Source organism: Vreelandella aquamarina (assembly GCF_900110265.1).
Taxonomy (GTDB): Bacteria; Pseudomonadota; Gammaproteobacteria; order Pseudomonadales; family Halomonadaceae; genus Vreelandella; species Vreelandella aquamarina.
The window spans coordinates 32,328-47,056 of the sequence record NZ_FODB01000027.1 but is presented as its reverse complement, the minus strand read 5'-3'; the positions used below and the strand labels follow the sequence as shown (position 1 = coordinate 47,056).

Genomic DNA, 14,729 nt, shown 5'->3' with positions numbered 1-14,729 from the left:
ATGGCTTAGTCGTTCTTCATGAACCGCCGTGGTACGGAACCGTATGCCCGGTGGTGTGGGAGGGCGCCGGGGGTGACCCCGGCCCCTACCCGATACTAATTACCTGTTTTATTTGTCTTCGGAACCTCTGAATGAGTCAGCCTGACCCCACCCTGCTGGAAGAGATCAGCCAACTACGCGCTGATCTGGATGACGCCAACTACCGCTACTACGTGCTAGACGAGCCAACGTTAACCGACGCTGACTACGACCGTAAGTTGCAGCGCTTAAAGCAGTTAGAGGGCGAGCACCCCGAGTTGATTTCCCCCGACTCGCCCACTCAGCGAGTCGGCGCCGCTCCGGCAGAGGGCTTTCCCGAGGTTGCCCATGCCATTCCGATGCTCTCGCTGGATAATGCCTTTAGTCGTGACGATATTGTGGCCTTTGCCGAACGCGTGGCGGAACGCTTGGAGTGTCAGTCGGAAGAGATTGAGTTTAGCTGCGAGCCGAAGCTGGATGGCGCGGCGGTATCGCTGGTGTATGAGCAGGGCGTGTTGGTCAGCGGTGCGACCCGTGGGGATGGTCGCACGGGGGAAGGCATTACCTCTAACCTGCGTACCTTGCGCTCGGTGCCGCTTAAGCTCATGGGCAAAAACGTGCCTGAGTTGGTCGAAGTGCGCGGCGAAGTGATTATGCGCCACTCCGGCTTTGAAGCGCTCAACGAGCGCGCCAGAGAAGAGGGCAGCAAAGTATTTGCCAACCCGCGCAACGCTGCGGCTGGCAGCCTGCGTCAGCTCGACCCGCGCATTACGGCGACCCGCCCGTTGGAGTTCCACGCCTACCAAGCAGCACGCTTGGAGCCAGACTTGGGCGATGCCACCCACAGTGCGCTGATGGCACGGCTGTCCACCCTGGGCTTTCGCACTAGTGCAGAGTTAACCACGATGTACGGCCCCGACGCGGTAGCCGACTACTGCGAGCAGCTAGGCGCTAAACGCGACCAGCTTGGCTATGACATTGATGGTGTGGTGATTAAGGTCAACGACCTGCGCCACCAGCGAGAGCTGGGTTTTGTTGCCCGTGCCCCGCGTTGGGCGGTGGCGTTTAAATTCCCTGCCCAAGAAGAAGTCACGACCCTCAACGATGTGGAGTTTCAGGTAGGTCGCACCGGGGCGATTACGCCGGTGGCGCGCCTTGCGCCGGTCACCGTTGCGGGAGTGACGGTCTCTAACGCCACGCTGCATAACGCCGATGAAATTACTCGCTTGGGCGTGATGATTGGCGATACGGTAGCCATTCGCCGCGCAGGGGATGTGATTCCACAAGTGGTGCGAGTGGATGAAGAGAAGCGCCCGGCGGATGCCCGTGTGATTACCTTCCCCGACCACTGCCCCGTGTGCGGCTCGGATATCGAGCGCCTGGAAGGCGAGGCGGTGGCACGCTGCTCTGGTGGGCTTTACTGCGCTGCCCAGCGTAAAGAGGCGCTGAAGCACTTTGCCAGCCGTAAAGCGCTGGATATCGACGGCCTGGGCGAGAAGCTGATTGAACAGTTGGTGGATCAGGAGTGGGTGAAGACGCCTGCCGATCTCTTCCATCTCAGCGTAGAGCAGCTAAAGAGCCTGCCGCGTATGGGCGAAAAATCCGCCACCAACTTGGTTAACGCCCTGGAAAAGGCCAAGCAGACCACGCTGGCGCGGTTTATCTACGCGCTGGGCATTCGTGAGGTGGGCGAAGCCACGGCTGCTAACGTCGCCAACCATTTCGGCACGCTGCAAGCGCTGCAAGACGCCGATCAAGCGGCGCTGGAAGCGGTGAATGACGTAGGCCCCATTGTTGCCAAGCATATCCACACGTTTTTTCGCCAGCCCCATAACCTGGAAACACTCCAAGCGCTGATTGAGGCGGGCATTACTTGGCAAGAGTCAGAAGTCACCCAAGGCCCCACGCCGCTAGAGGGCCAAACCTGGGTGCTGACCGGTGCCATGGAGAGCATGACCCGTGACGAAGGCAAGGCGCGGCTTCAGGCGCTGGGGGCCAAGGTAGCGGGCAGCGTCTCTAAAAAAACGACTTGCCTAGTGGCGGGCGAAGCTGCAGGCAGTAAGCTCACCAAAGCCGAGCAGTTGGGGGTTGAAGTGATCGACGAAGCCACCTTTATTGAGCGTTTAGCCGCTTGGGAGCAAAGCGAATGAGCCGGTTTATCGAAGTGCCCGCGCGGATGCTGCCGCCAGAAACCTTAACCGCGCTGCTGGAAGCGTTTGTTACTCGACAAGGCTACGACACCACCGATACCGGCGAAGGCATGAGCGGCTGGGTCGCTGAGCTTAAGCAGCAGCTTGACCGACACGAGCTGATCATTGCCCACGACCTAGAGCTGGAAATGACCGAAGTGATGACCCTCGCCCAGTGGCGCTCCTTTGGGCGAGAGTTAGCAGATGATGAAGAAGAGGGCGATTACTGAGCCCGCACCAGCGCGCTAATGATGCGCCGCCCTGGGTGAAGGTGGTCAGCCAATGGCTGCTCGATGGGCAGCGGTTCATCGCAAATGCGCGATGCGATAACCTCCGCGCACAGCGGCGCGCTGGCCAGCCCTCGGGAACCGTGGGCGGTGGAGATCCACAGCCCTGGATGGTGCTCGCCATTAACAGGCGGCACTTTCGAGGCATCTTTACGCAGCACTGCGTAATCCCGCTGCCACGCGGCTGTGTGGGGCACCGGCCCGGCGTAAGGGGTTTTATCGGGGCTGGCGGCTCGCACTGCAGCCCGGCCTTCCAGCGCTTCTGGGCTTAACGTAACGCCAGCTGCCTCTAGCGCGGCGACCCACTCTGGCAGCGCTTGGCGTAGCTCATCAATATTGCGCTGGTGCTCTTCCTCGACCACTTGCGTTGTGGCGTTATTGGGCACAAAGCTGGCGCCAAAGGTCAGTACGTTATCCATCGGTGGTGATACATAGCCTCCCGCACATACCACTTTAGTGGGCACCTTCGTACCTGCTGGCAGCGTTAGCTCGCTGACCTGGCCGCGCACCTGCTGCAACGGCAGCTCGGCGGTTTGAGCAAACTGGTTAGCCAGGGATGCTGTAGCCACGACCACATGATCAGCCTGCAGCGTTTCGCCGCTGGCCAGAGTGACCTGCCACTGCGCCGTTTGAGAGGCTTGCTGTAGCTCGCTGACGTCGCCTTGCCGTAGGGTGATATTGTCGTGCTGCAACAACTGTTCGCAGAGCTTTTTGGGCTGAACCCAGCCCGCCTGGGGATAAAATAGCCCGTGGGCCGCAGAGACCGGTACTTCCGCCAGCTCGCTTAGCGCATTGGTCTGTGCAGACACGACCGGCTCCGGCAGCGGATGATTGGCCATAAAACGCTGCTGGCGGGTCGCCTCTTTATTACTTAGCGCGAGCTGTAACACGCCACAAGGCTGCCAGAGCGGCGGCTCCTGTGGGTGAGCTGAGGCCAGTTGGCCAAACCAGCGCTGGCTATACAGCAGCCCCGCTAAATAGAAGCGGCTTTGATGATTGGTTTCCACCGCCAGCTTCACATAGAGCGCCCCTTGACGATTGCCGGAGCCGCCCGCGCCAGGGGCGTCACGCTCAACCACCGTGACTTGCTTGCCGCGCTTAGCCAGCGCTGCCGCTACGCTGCTGCCCGCCATGCCCGCGCCAATTACAATCACGTGCTTTGCATCGCGGTGGGCAGGGGGCGTGAACCAGGGCGCCGCGTTGCGCCGCGTATCTGTGGGCGGTGCTTCTATACCGCCCGCTAGCATCTCCCGCTTACGGCCAAACCCCGGCACTTTTTTCCAGTGAAACCCCGCCGCTTTCAGCCCGCGCTTGACGATGCCTGCGCAGGTAAAGGTGGCAAAGGTGGCACCGGGGCGCGAACGGGCCGCCATGGCTTCAAAAAGCTCGGGCTGCCACATCTCGGGGTTTTTAGAGGGCGCAAAGCCATCTAAAAACCAAGCATCCACTTGGCCCTCCAGCAGGTTCAGCCGCTCGGTGGTGTCGCCAAAGTGCAGGTCGAGGGTGACGCGCTCGCTTAGGTGCAAACGGTGGATGCCGCTTACCGCCTCTGGCCATAGTTCGCACAGCACTTGTGAATAACCGGCCAGCGACGGCCACGCGCTTAGGGCGCGGGTAAGCGCTTCCCGGTCGAGGGGAAATTTTTCTGTGGATAACAGATGCAGCCGTGCGCCTTTTGGGGCGTGCTGCTCAAAGCAGGCCCAGGCGCACAGTATATTTAGCCCGGTGCCAAAGCCTGTCTCGCCAATCACAAAGGCCCGTGCTTCCTGCCAAGCCGCAAACCGCTCGGGAAGTCGGTTGGCCCCTAAAAAAACGTGCTCGGTTTCTGCACGCCCATCCTCACGGGAAAAATAGACGTCGTCGAAGGCGTCTGAATGGGGAGAAGTGTCGTTCCACGTCAGCTGTGGGGCGGTTAACGCTTCAAGTGGGGGTAGAGCACTAGGGGATTGAGCAGGGCGTTGAGTCACGCGAGCATCCGTGGTGGCGATAATTGGTTAAAAAATGATCAATTTGTTAATCGGGGCGCTATCTCTGGCTTATAGAAAAGCGTCCGCCGAGTTTTCACAGAGTTTTCCACAGGCTCTGTGAAAAAGCGGGCGGACCCTCCACACTCGCCCCTATTGGTCAAGGCAAAACTTTTTTGAACGGCTTAACAATTACCTTGGCATAGACCCCAGCGATGATGTATGGATCGGCATCTGCCCAGGCTTGGGCGTCCTCTAAACTATCGAATTCCGCCACCACTAAGCTGCCGCTAAAGCCCGCATTGCCGGGGTTGTCGGAATCAATGGCGGGGTGCGGGCCGGCCAGAATAAGCCGCCCCTCATCGCGCAGTGCTTCAAGCCGCGCTAAGTGGTCGGGGCGGGCTGCTAAGCGGCGCTCTAAGCTGTTGGCAACATCTTCACTGATAATGGCGTAAAGCATGGGGATAACTCCTTGAAGGCAGGGGTAACGTATCGGCCATAGCATTGACCGTACTCCGGTTAGCGCGCACCATGGCGAGCTTGTTCGTGTTCAACACGCCTATTCTAAACTCGCCACACGGCGTCATGCTAATGCCACTACTTCCTAACGCTCTTGCCTCCGTACTGCCTACCGCATTCGATGCCGACCAGCGCTACTCGGTTGACCTGCACATGCACTCAACCGCTTCTGATGGGGCGCTTTCCCCGACGGATCTGGTAACCCTATGCGCTGGGCGTGGGCTTACTCACATGGCGCTCACCGACCATGACACGATGGAAGGGGTGGAAGAAGCGAGCCGCGCCGCCCAGCAGGCAGGGCTTTGCCTGGTGCCGGGGTGTGAGTTATCCACCCGCTGGCAGGGGATTAATATTCACGTGGTAGCGCTAATGCCCGGCGGGCTGCAGGGGCCGATGATAGAGGGGCTTGAGCAGCAGCGGGAAGCGCGTATCAAGCGCGCTGAAGTGATCGCCGAGCGTTTAGAAAAAATGGGTTTACCCAACGCGCTGGAAAAAGCCCGCGCCCAGGCAGGCGGCGACCGCCCCCTAGGGCGACCTGACTTTGCCCGAGCGCTGGTGGCGGAAGGTGTGGTAGCCGATTGGGCCGGAGCCTTTAAGCGCTACCTGGGCAGTGGTAAAAAAGGCGATGTTAAAGCCCATTGGCCGGAAATTAGCGAAGCAGTGGGTTGGGTAGTGGCGTCTGGCGGAGTGGCCGTGCTGGCCCATCCGCTGCGCTACGGGCTTACCCGGCGCAAGTGCGGCCTGTTGATGGATACCTTTATGGAAGCCGGTGGCCAAGGCGTAGAGCTTGTTAGCGGCCAGCAAAACCCAGACGCCACCCGTGATTTGGCGCGCCAGTTGGTAGAGCGGGAGCTGTACGCCTCGTTGGGCAGTGATTTCCACTTTCCTGGCAGCCATGCAGCGCCTGGCAGCATGAGTCCGGTGCCCCGTACCGCCGCGCCGCCTATTTGGCAGCACCCCCGTTTAGCCCACCTGCGCGATGCCCCGAGCGGTATGCTGGGTGCTAAGCCGCTGAATAAGCTAAGCTAAAAGTGATATCGCTAAAAACCTTAGCTAACCAGATGCCTACGGGCAGGAGTAAGCGATGAGCCAATATTTTCAGATTCATCCGGAAAACCCGCAAAAGCGGCTGATTGACCAAGCCACCGAGATTATTCGTAAGGGTGGAGTAGTCGCTTACCCAACGGACTCAGGCTACGCGTTGGGCTGCCATTTAGGCGAAAAAAAGGCCATCGAGAAGATCAAATGGCTGCGCTCGCTGGATGACAAGCATAACTTTACTCTAGTGTGCTCGGATCTTTCCGAAATAGGCACTTACGCTAAAGTGGATAATGCCGTGTTCAGGCTGCTGAAGGCTCACACGCCCGGCCCCTACACCTACATTCTGGATGCCACTACCGAAGTGCCGCGCTTGCTGCTGCACCCTAAGCGCCGCTCAATTGGTGTGCGGGTGCCCGATCACCGCATCACCCACGCGCTGCTAGAGGCGCTGGGTGAGCCGCTAATGAGCGTGACGCTGATTCCGGTAGGCGAAGCGCTGCCGATGAGCGACCCCGAGGAGATTCGCGAGCGCTTTGGTGCCCATCTGGATTTGATTATCGATGGCGGTGCTTGCCACCTCGACCCAACGAGCGTGATTGATCTTCGTGAACTGCCGCCCAAAATCGTGCGGGAAGGGCGTGGCGATATAACGCCGTTTCAAGAGTAGCGGTCGCTGAGTACTATTAAAACGGGGGCGCTTAGCGTCCTCGTTTTCGTATCGGCGAGGTGCTATTTATCCTCGCTTGGCGTCTCATCGTCGCTGCTCTCTTTGTGCGCTTTTTTGCGCGGGTCCTCGCTGTTCTCATCCAGCCAAGTGCCGCAGCGCAGGCAGTAGCGGGCACGCTTTTCGTGGCGGTCGTGGCCGCAGCCAGGACAGGCTTCTTCTGAGTAGCGGTCTTCACGAATCGAGCGGATCACTTGGGCAGAAAACACCCCGGTGGGCACGGCAATAATCGAGTAGCCAATCAGCATCAGAATCACTGTGATGGCTTTGCCCAGCGAAGTGGTGGGCACAATATCCCCATACCCGACGGTGGTAATGCTCACGATGGCCCAATATATCGACATGGGGATGCTGGTAAAGCCCGACTCAGGGGACTCAATGGTGTACATCAGCGCGGCAAACAGTGTGACCACCATGAGAATGCTACTGAAAAATAGCAAAATCTGGCGCAGGCTACGTTTAAGCGCATCCAGCAGTAGCCTGCCTTCCCCCACAAACTCCATCAGTCGCAAAATGCGGAAGATGCGCAACACCCGCAAAATCCGCACCATCACCAGCGCATGCGCGCCAGGCACCAGCAGCACTAGCCAAGTGGGGATAATTGCAATCACATCCACCACGCCGTAAAAGCTTTTTAAATACACCGTGGGGCGTTCAAGGCAGTAGAGCCGTACCAGCAGTTCCAGGCTAAACAGCAGTGTAAAGGCCCATTCGATGTAGAAGAAAATATGCCCGTAACGCTCGGCATAGATCTCAACGCTATCGAGCAAAATCACCGCCACGCTCAGCAGGATGGCGATGATCAAGGCGATATCGAACGCTTTGGCCCCCGGGGTATCCGACTCGAAAATCACGTGGAATAACCGCGTGCGCAATCCTTCGGCACCGGGGCTGAGGTCAAAGCTCATGGTTTCGTCCTGAAATAAGCGGCCAAGGGGGATGCGTTTCAGCGTAGCGCGGTTTGCTGACCAAGGCGACGGGCCAGCGTCAACGCTGCAACGCCGTACGCCGCCGTGGGCTGGCCGGTGGCGCCCAGCTCGGCCGTCAGCGTGAGGGCCTCGCGCCGTGCGGCGTCATCCAGCGCCGGGTGCTGGGCCAGTTCACTCAGCGCCTGTCGGGCCGCCGCTAGGTGCTCGGGGTGGCCACTGTCATGGAAGGCATCTAGCGCCACGGTGGCACGGTGCAGCCATGCGCTGGGGGTGCTGGCCTCGGGCAGTGTCCACTGCTGCTGGCCCAGGGCATGGCCTCGGGCGGCCTTGCTGCTGTCGGAAGGGCGCAGTGCTACCTGCTCTGCCAGTGCCAGGGCCAATCTCCATAGCGCATCGGCGCTGCCCTCTTTCAGCTCCAGTTCGACCTCGCCAATAGGGGTGCGGGCGCTACCCGCCACGATCTCCCCTTCGTCCACCACCAGCTCGATGGCGCTGCCTTGCCATGCCAACGGCCAGGTACGGCGGTGGAAATCGGTGCTCAGCGTGGGTTGCAGCGCCGCTATCTGTTCGGCCAACGGCCCTTGAAACGGTGGCAGTTCGGCCAGCCCGGCCTGGTCGAGAGCGTGCTCGTCCAGCGGCCACTCCCACTCTTCACGGCGCGATAACCCGCCGCCGCCCTGGCCTGCGGTCTTGACCGTTTGCAGCACGCGCGGGCCCAGTCGACGCAGCCGAACGGCGACCCGGCCAACGGCCAGATGGCCCTGTGGAGTATCGAAATAGGTGTTAGCCAAGGCCTGCTGCTGGGGTGGGTCTGCCAAGAGCGGATGGGCCAGCAGCGCGTCGAGCGCGCCGGGCCCCAGAGCCAGCTTCAGTTCGACTTCCTGAGGGGCTGCCGGATGAGGGTGTTGGGTCATGACGCTTCCTGCCAAGTGGTCTATGTTGCGTATTGATGACGGTTGAATGAACTTTTTATGACGAAGCCGAGCGCGCTCTTTATACTGTCGCCCGCCATTTCCAGGCTCCCCGAAAACAGGCTAAAGGCTATATGGTAACCTCCAACCCTTTTTCCGCGATGTTTGGCCGCTCGCCATTCCAGCCGCTGCTGGCCCACATCGTCAAGGCCAATGAATGTGCCGACCAACTGCTGCCGTTCTTCGAGGCAACACTTGTCGGTGATTGGGACACGGCGGCTGAGCTGCGCGAGAACGTCACGCGCTTAGAGCACGACGCCGACACCCTGAAAACAGAACTGCGGCTGAACCTGCCTAACACCATGTTCCTGCCGGTATCGCGTTCTGACCTGCTCGATTTGATCAGTGTTCAGGACAAGATTGCCAACAAAGTGCGCGACATTACCGGCATTATGCTGGGGCGTAAAATGCGCGTACCCAATGAGCTGGCCGAACCGATGCGCGACTACATGCGCACCAGTGTGGCCTGTGTGGCCCAAGCCCGCCAAGCGCTTGAAGAGCTGAAAGACCTGCTGGAATCCGGTTTTGGTCGCAATGTTTCCGATGTCATGCAAAACATGATCCGCGAACTGCACACCCTTGAGCACCAGGCCGATAGCCAGCAGGTGGCGATTCGTCGTCAGCTGTTTGAGCTTGAGAGCCAGCTACCGCCGGTGGATGTGATCTTTCTCTACAAGATCATCGAGTGGGTCGGCGAAGTCTCTGATCGCGCCGAACGCGTGGGCAGCCGCCTGCAGATCCTGACCGCACGCTAAGGGATACTCATGCAGATTATTGCCCAGCACGGTGACATTTTTATCATTCTGGCCTGTTTATTTGGTTTCTTTATGGCATGGGGCGTTGGCGCAAACGATGTCGCTAACGCCATGGGAACCTCGGTGGGGTCGAAAGCGATTACCATCAAGCAGGCGATCCTTATTGCCGTTGTCTTTGAGTTTTTAGGCGCATGGCTGGCCGGTGGCGAAGTTACCAACACCATTCGTAAAGGCATCATCGACCCGGAGTTGCTGCAGGAAGACCCGCAACTGCTGGTGTACGGCATGTTAGCGGCGCTGCTGGCAGCGGGAACCTGGCTGCTAGTGGCCTCCATGAAAGGCTGGCCCGTTTCCACCACGCACTCCGTTGTGGGCGCGATTGTGGGCTTCGCGGTGGCAGGCCTGGGGGCTTCTACCGTGGATTGGGGGGCGGTTACCAAGATTGCGGCAAGCTGGGTCGTTTCCCCGCTGCTGGCCGGTACCATCGGCTTTGTGCTGTTCAAATCGGTCCACCACCTGATTTTTGAAAACGATAACCCGTTTACCGCCGCCAAGCGCTACGTGCCGGGCTATGTATTTTTGGTGGGCTTTATTGTTGCCATGGTCACGCTGACCAAAGGGCTCTCCCACGTGGGGCTCGACCTGACCTTTAACCAAAGCCTGCTGCTCTCCATCCTGCTCGGCTTGGTCATTATGGGCATTGGCATGCTGATGCAGCGCCGCATCAAATTCGAAAAGACCGCTAACGACCATTTTGGTTACGCCAACGTGGAGCGAGTGTTCGGCGTACTAATGATCTTCACCGCCTGTGCCATGGCCTTTGCCCACGGCTCTAATGATGTTGCCAATGCGGTTGGCCCGCTGGCAGCGGTGATCAGCGTGGTGCAAACCGGCGGTGAAATTGAGGGCTCGGCCCTTGTGCCCTGGTGGGTACTGGTACTAGGTGGCGGCGGTATCGTCGTTGGCTTGGTTACCTATGGCCATAAAGTCATCGCGACGGTCGGTACCGGCATTACTGAGCTGACGCCTAGCCGTGGTTTTGCGGCCACCCTGGCGGCGGCTACCACCGTAGTGCTGGCATCGGGTACTGGTCTGCCCATCTCGACCACTCACACCCTAGTGGGCGCGGTGCTGGGCGTAGGCTTGGCCCGTGGTATGGCGGCGCTTAACCTGCGTGTGATTGGTACCATTGCTATGTCGTGGCTGATTACGCTGCCTGCTGGTGCTGGTTTGGCGATTCTGTTCTTCTTTATGTTTAAAGGCATGTTTGGTTAACAGACGGAGCTAACCCCGCACCGAATGCCACAGCTCGGCTGAACCGCCAAGCCTACAGCGGCACCTTCTTAGCACACGATCTTTGAATAAGATCTTTGCAATAGAAGGTGCCGCTGTTTTTTGTGCTCTGTTAAAGTAAACAGCGTTACCTTCATTCACCTGCTGCCGGAGAGCGGCCCTTGGACACTCGTTTCCCCTTTGTAGATTGGTTTCGTAACGCCTCCCCATACATTAATGCGCACCGGGGGCGAACCTTTGTCATCTTGATTGAGGGCGAAGCCATGGCGTCGGGCCGAGGGGAGCAGCTCATCCAGGATTTAGCGCTGCTGCACACCTTAGGTGTGCGCTTGGTAGTGGTGTTCGGCATTCGCCCTCAGGTACATGAGGCACTGACTGCCGCTGGCGTAGAACCCACCCGGGTGGATGGCCGCTGGGTGGCCGATCGCGCGGTGATGGCCCACGTTGAGCAGGTAGCGGCGCACCAGCGGCTCTGGCTGGAAGCCCGGCTTTCCCTTGGCCTGCCGAGCACGCCGCTACACGGCGTAGAACTCAGCGTGATTTCCGGCAACCTAGTCACCGCCAAGCCGCTTGGCGTGCGCGAAGGAGTGGATTTTGACCATAGCGGCGAAGTGCGCCGGGTGCGGGCCAGCGCCATTGAGGGGCTGCTGGAAAAAGGCTCGCTAGTGCTACTGCCGCCGCTGGGATTCTCCAGCACGGGGGAAGTGTTCGATTTAGACGCCTCGGAAGTGGCTCAGCACGCCGCCGTGGCGCTCAAGGCAGACAAGCTGATTCTGCTGGGCGAGTCGGAGGGGTTGGAGGACGAGCAGGGCGCGCTCTTGCGCCAGCTTTCCCCTTTTGAGGCAGAGCCGCGCCTGCAGCAAGCCGCGCCGGGTAGCGAATTGGCGCGACACTTGAGTGCTGCCTGCACCGCCGCCCGTGAGGGTGTAGCACGTACTCACTTGCTCTCGTGGCGCAATCACGACGCGCTGCTGGGCGAGCTGTTCACCCGTGACGGCGTGGGCACCATGATTACCCAGCACCGCTACGAACAGCTGCGCCCCGCCACGCTGAACGATGTGGCAGGCCTGCTAGAGCTGCTAGAGCCGCTAGAGCGGCGCGGTATGCTGGTAGCACGCTCCCGAGAGCGGTTAGAGCACGAAATTGATGATTACATGGTGATTGAGCGGGACGGCATGGTAATTGGCTGCGCGGCGCTACACGTCTTCCCCGAGACCACCGTGGGCGAGCTGGCCTGCGTGGCCGTGCATGGCAATTACCGGGGCGGCGAGCGCGGCGAGCGACTGGTCGAAGCCCTGGAGCGACGCGCCCGCCAGCGGGGGCTTTCCGATATGTTCGTGCTCACCACCCATACCGCCCATTGGTTCGTGGAGCGCGGCTTCCGAGCCGCCAGCCTGGAAGACCTGCCCCCCCTCAAACGCGAGGCCTACAACCACGCCCGTAAATCCAAGGTGCTGGTGAAAAATCTGGCGGGTTAGTGGGGAAAACCGGCACCATGCGCGCTATCGACTACCTAACGAGAGTCACTTTGCGCTATGGTAAAAGAAACTAACCGAGGGATGCCGCAATGAACCTCAAACATATCGCACACATTGCCAGTGTCACTACGATCTTTCCGCAAAAGCGGCAGGCAATCCAACCTGTCGAGTTTGTCGTGCACGAGAGCGATGCAGAGGCATTGAGCAGCGATTTTCTGAAGGTTGGAAAAGATATGCAAAAGGCGATGGAGCAATATGACCGACTCCCCAGACTCTCACACTCGTGATTCATCGCAGCAATCACCAACATCTTCTAACAATTAGAGCATTATTGCTCAACAATTGACCTCCTTGAGGTGCACGATCACGCTGTCGGCCCCTTCACGGGCGTAGTGCACCGCAATGGCTCGGCCGATGCCGCTATCGCCACCGGTGATGATCGCCACTTTATCCAACAGCTTCTCGGCACCGCGATAGCTGTCGCGAATGTACTCGGGCTCGGGGCGCATGGCATGCTCATCGCCCGGCTGTTTTTGCTGATGCTGTGGGGGTTGCTGTTGGTCGCTCATGTGCGGTCACTCCTTTTTAGGCACAGACACGTAACTCCTAAGGACACACGACGCTACGACGAGCGCTGCCACCCGCATCCTGGGGTGCAGAGCGCTCCAGCGCCGTGCTTACAACGTAGACCAAAGGCGCAGGCCGGGGCAAATGCCGAAGAAGGCCATTCACTTCCGATAGCGACAATTAATAAATGCTATTTAAACACTGCATGAGTGGGTGCCAAACGGGCGGGGAAGGAGGTAACTCGCTGCTTTGGAAAGAGAAGCCTGAAAACCAGGCAGGGCATTGCACGGCCCTGCGGTGCGGCCTTCATGGCAAGCGGGTGGGGAGCGGCTATAGTGAGTGAGGCAACACTCACCACCAAGGATCAGGAGGTAGCATGTCCCCGGATAAACACGACCAGAAGCAAGAACAGAAAAAAGACCAGCGCGACGATCATCACGACGACGCCAACCCGATGCCGGATACCCATCACGTCAATCCTTCTCCGGACGAGTCATCGGACAAAAAGTAATCACCAGTGCGGCGCTATTTCTGATAGCGCCGTTTTACTTCCACGCTTAAACGCCCCTCACCCAGCTTCAATTTGAGCAGCTGGCCCGGCTGAGTATCCTGGGCGCGGCGCACGATCTGGCCTTGTTCGTCCTGGGCGATGGCATAGCCACGGCCTAGTACTGCCAGCGGGCTGACCGCGCTGAGTGCCCGGGCGGCGCTGTGCAGGCGTGCCTGGCGCGCTTCCAGCTGGCGCTGTATGGCGCTGGCCAGGCGGCGTTGCAGGCGTTCGATGCGCTCGCTTTCTGCCCGGTGCAGCCGGGCCATGTCCTGGCTGGCCAGCCGACGGCCGAGCTGGCCAAGCTGGCGCTGCTGCTGGCTCAGCGTGAGCTGCATGGCGCGCGCTAGCCGCTGGGCGAGGGCTTGCAGGTGCTGGCGCTGGTGGGTCAGCCGCTCTCCCGGGTGGCGGAGCCGAGCACGCAGGGCGTCCAGCCGCTGGTTATCGCGCTCCAGGTGGGTTTGCAGGGCACGCTGCAGGCGCTGTTCGGCTTGCCGAAGCTGGCGTTTGAGGGCGTGCTGGTCGGGTACCAGCCGCTCGGCGGCGGCAGAAGGGGTAGGGGCGCGCATGTCGGCGGCAAAATCCGCCAGGGTGACATCCACCTCATGGCCCACGGCAGACATCACCGGCAAACGGGAGTGGAAGATGGCCCGGGCCAAGTGCTCGTTGTTGAACGCCCACAGGTCTTCCAGACTGCCGCCGCCTCGGGTGATCAGCACCGCATCCTGGGCGGGGTCGAGCCGCGTCTGGCGGTTGATCAGCGCTAGGGCAGAGATCATTGCCGGGGCCGCCTCTGCGCCCTGTACCGGCACGGGGATCAGCGTCACGTCGGTCAATGGCCAGCGCGCAGCCAGCACCGCCAGCACATCGCGGATGGCGGCGCCGCTGGCGGAACTCAGAATCAGCAGCTTGCGGGGCGGAAAGGGTAGCGGGCGGGTGTTGGCAAATACCCCTTCGCCTTCCAGCTGTGCCTTCAAGCGCTCGTAGGCCGCCAGCAGCTCGCCCAGCCCCGCCGCCTGCACGGCGTCGGCGATCAGCTGGTAATCGCCACGGGGCTCGAACAGCGAGACCCGGCCGCGCAGCTTGACCTGGTCGCCATCGCGCATGGGGGCCGATACGAACCGCGCCCGCTGGCGAAACAGCGCGCAGCGTACCTGGGCGCGGTCATCTTTCAGCGTGAAGTAGATATGCCCGGACGCCGGGCGCGACACGTTGGAAAGCTCGCCTTCCACCCACACATCGCCCAGGTCGTTCTCCAGTGCCTTGCGCGCCTTGAGGTTGAGTTGACTGACCGATAGCAGGGGGGCGTTGGGAGCGCTCATCAGAGTTTCCAGTCGCGGGTGAAAGTGGGGATGCGGCCGCTCATTAGACAATACGTGCAGGGCGCACAGCAATGGCCCTGGCGGGTTCTCTGGGGTACCATGCGCGCGGAAGGTGGCGCTGCAAG

At 60.2% G+C, this 14,729-nt stretch carries 14 protein-coding genes and 1 pseudogene; 9 read left to right on the top strand and 6 right to left on the bottom strand.

The window, feature by feature from the left end:
• Positions 1–131 precede the first annotated feature (131 nt).
• Entirely contained in the window at positions 132–2,168 is a 2,037-nt protein-coding gene (gene ligA, locus BMY49_RS09270) for an NAD-dependent DNA ligase LigA (protein ID WP_044629985.1), read from the top strand.
• The gene (locus BMY49_RS09265; protein WP_044629984.1) at positions 2,165–2,437 is read left to right on the top strand and encodes a YheU family protein; all 273 of its coding nucleotides are present in this window, start codon (positions 2,165–2,167) and stop codon (positions 2,435–2,437) included. The genes ligA and BMY49_RS09265 overlap by 4 nt, the downstream gene beginning before the upstream one ends.
• Here the strand turns inward: BMY49_RS09265 and mnmC are convergent.
• Both mnmC and BMY49_RS09255 read right to left on the bottom strand, forming a co-directional pair.
• Positions 2,431–4,461 carry a bifunctional tRNA (5-methylaminomethyl-2-thiouridine)(34)-methyltransferase MnmD/FAD-dependent 5-carboxymethylaminomethyl-2-thiouridine(34) oxidoreductase MnmC gene (gene mnmC, locus BMY49_RS09260; protein WP_089675427.1) on the bottom strand — a complete coding sequence of 677 codons (2,031 nt, stop codon included), beginning with the start codon at positions 4,459–4,461 and terminating at the stop codon, positions 2,431–2,433. The two genes, BMY49_RS09265 and mnmC, sit on opposite strands and share 7 nt — an antisense overlap.
• 157 nt (positions 4,462–4,618) lie before the next feature.
• Positions 4,619–4,918, bottom strand: a complete 300-nt coding sequence (locus BMY49_RS09255) for a YciI family protein (protein ID WP_054641335.1) — start codon at positions 4,916–4,918, stop codon at positions 4,619–4,621.
• Between the two features lie 131 nt (positions 4,919–5,049).
• Between BMY49_RS09255 and BMY49_RS09250 the strand changes: the two genes are divergently transcribed.
• Positions 5,050–6,006 carry a PHP domain-containing protein gene (locus BMY49_RS09250; protein ID WP_089675428.1) on the top strand — a complete coding sequence of 319 codons (957 nt, stop codon included), beginning with the start codon at positions 5,050–5,052 and terminating at the stop codon, positions 6,004–6,006.
• 55 nt (positions 6,007–6,061) lie between these two features.
• The gene (locus BMY49_RS09245; RefSeq protein WP_058579610.1) at positions 6,062–6,685 is read left to right on the top strand and encodes an L-threonylcarbamoyladenylate synthase; all 624 of its coding nucleotides are present in this window, start codon (positions 6,062–6,064) and stop codon (positions 6,683–6,685) included.
• A 62-nt stretch (positions 6,686–6,747) separates the two neighbouring features.
• On the opposite strand, the gene BMY49_RS09240 is transcribed toward BMY49_RS09245, so the two are convergent.
• Complete coding sequence (locus tag BMY49_RS09240; protein WP_054641336.1) at positions 6,748–7,650, bottom strand: ion transporter; 903 nt, start codon at positions 7,648–7,650, stop codon at positions 6,748–6,750.
• 38 nt (positions 7,651–7,688) lie between these two features.
• On the bottom strand, positions 7,689–8,585 hold the full coding sequence (locus tag BMY49_RS09235; RefSeq protein WP_089675426.1) for a CYTH domain-containing protein: 897 nt from the start codon (positions 8,583–8,585) through the stop codon (positions 7,689–7,691).
• Between the two features lie 131 nt (positions 8,586–8,716).
• Between BMY49_RS09235 and BMY49_RS09230 the strand changes: the two genes are divergently transcribed.
• The 4 genes from BMY49_RS09230 to BMY49_RS09215 all read left to right on the top strand — a co-directional run bounded on the left by BMY49_RS09230 (position 8,717) and on the right by BMY49_RS09215 (position 12,455).
• Positions 8,717–9,397 (top strand): TIGR00153 family protein, encoded by a 681-nt coding sequence (locus BMY49_RS09230; RefSeq protein ID WP_044629978.1) that lies wholly within the window; start codon positions 8,717–8,719, stop codon positions 9,395–9,397.
• Positions 9,398–9,406: 9 nt separating this feature from the next.
• Positions 9,407–10,672, top strand: coding sequence for an inorganic phosphate transporter (locus BMY49_RS09225; protein ID WP_089675425.1), 1,266 nt, complete (start codon positions 9,407–9,409; stop codon positions 10,670–10,672).
• Between the two features lie 179 nt (positions 10,673–10,851).
• Complete coding sequence (argA, locus tag BMY49_RS09220) at positions 10,852–12,168, top strand: amino-acid N-acetyltransferase (RefSeq protein WP_058578697.1); 1,317 nt, start codon at positions 10,852–10,854, stop codon at positions 12,166–12,168.
• A gap of 89 nt (positions 12,169–12,257) precedes the next feature.
• Positions 12,258–12,455: a hypothetical protein gene (locus tag BMY49_RS09215; RefSeq protein WP_044629975.1), complete on the top strand. Its 198-nt coding sequence runs from the start codon at positions 12,258–12,260 to the stop codon at positions 12,453–12,455.
• Positions 12,456–12,515: 60 nt separating this feature from the next.
• Here the strand turns inward: BMY49_RS09215 and BMY49_RS09210 are convergent.
• Positions 12,516–12,737: pseudogene (locus BMY49_RS09210) on the bottom strand (SDR family NAD(P)-dependent oxidoreductase); the annotation flags it as partial.
• Positions 12,738–13,111: 374 nt separating this feature from the next.
• Here BMY49_RS09210 and BMY49_RS18000 point away from each other — a divergent pair.
• Positions 13,112–13,246, top strand: coding sequence for a hypothetical protein (locus tag BMY49_RS18000; RefSeq protein WP_254893829.1), 135 nt, complete (start codon positions 13,112–13,114; stop codon positions 13,244–13,246).
• A 14-nt stretch (positions 13,247–13,260) separates the two neighbouring features.
• Here the strand turns inward: BMY49_RS18000 and xseA are convergent, their stop codons facing one another.
• Positions 13,261–14,604 (bottom strand): exodeoxyribonuclease VII large subunit, encoded by a 1,344-nt coding sequence (gene xseA, locus BMY49_RS09205; protein ID WP_058578696.1) that lies wholly within the window; start codon positions 14,602–14,604, stop codon positions 13,261–13,263.
• Positions 14,605–14,729: the final 125 nt, after the last annotated feature.

Bases quoted from the DNA above. Each gene is read 5' to 3' on its own strand.
- BMY49_RS09240 (WP_054641336.1), bottom strand. From the start codon at position 7,650: ATGAGCTTTGACCTCAGCCCCGGTGCCGAAGGATTGCGCACGCGGTTA.
- xseA (WP_058578696.1), bottom strand. From the start codon at position 14,604: ATGAGCGCTCCCAACGCCCCCCTGCTATCGGTCAGTCAACTCAACCTC.
- BMY49_RS09245 (WP_058579610.1), top strand. From the start codon at position 6,062: ATGAGCCAATATTTTCAGATTCATCCGGAAAACCCGCAAAAGCGGCTG.
- BMY49_RS09225 (WP_089675425.1), top strand. From the start codon at position 9,407: ATGCAGATTATTGCCCAGCACGGTGACATTTTTATCATTCTGGCCTGT.
- BMY49_RS09235 (WP_089675426.1), bottom strand. From the start codon at position 8,585: ATGACCCAACACCCTCATCCGGCAGCCCCTCAGGAAGTCGAACTGAAG.
- BMY49_RS09255 (WP_054641335.1), bottom strand. From the start codon at position 4,918: ATGCTTTACGCCATTATCAGTGAAGATGTTGCCAACAGCTTAGAGCGC.
- BMY49_RS09215 (WP_044629975.1), top strand. From the start codon at position 12,258: ATGAACCTCAAACATATCGCACACATTGCCAGTGTCACTACGATCTTT.
- BMY49_RS18000 (WP_254893829.1), top strand. From the start codon at position 13,112: ATGTCCCCGGATAAACACGACCAGAAGCAAGAACAGAAAAAAGACCAG.
- BMY49_RS09230 (WP_044629978.1), top strand. From the start codon at position 8,717: ATGGTAACCTCCAACCCTTTTTCCGCGATGTTTGGCCGCTCGCCATTC.
- BMY49_RS09250 (WP_089675428.1), top strand. From the start codon at position 5,050: ATGCCACTACTTCCTAACGCTCTTGCCTCCGTACTGCCTACCGCATTC.
- BMY49_RS09265 (WP_044629984.1), top strand. From the start codon at position 2,165: ATGAGCCGGTTTATCGAAGTGCCCGCGCGGATGCTGCCGCCAGAAACC.
- ligA (WP_044629985.1), top strand. From the start codon at position 132: ATGAGTCAGCCTGACCCCACCCTGCTGGAAGAGATCAGCCAACTACGC.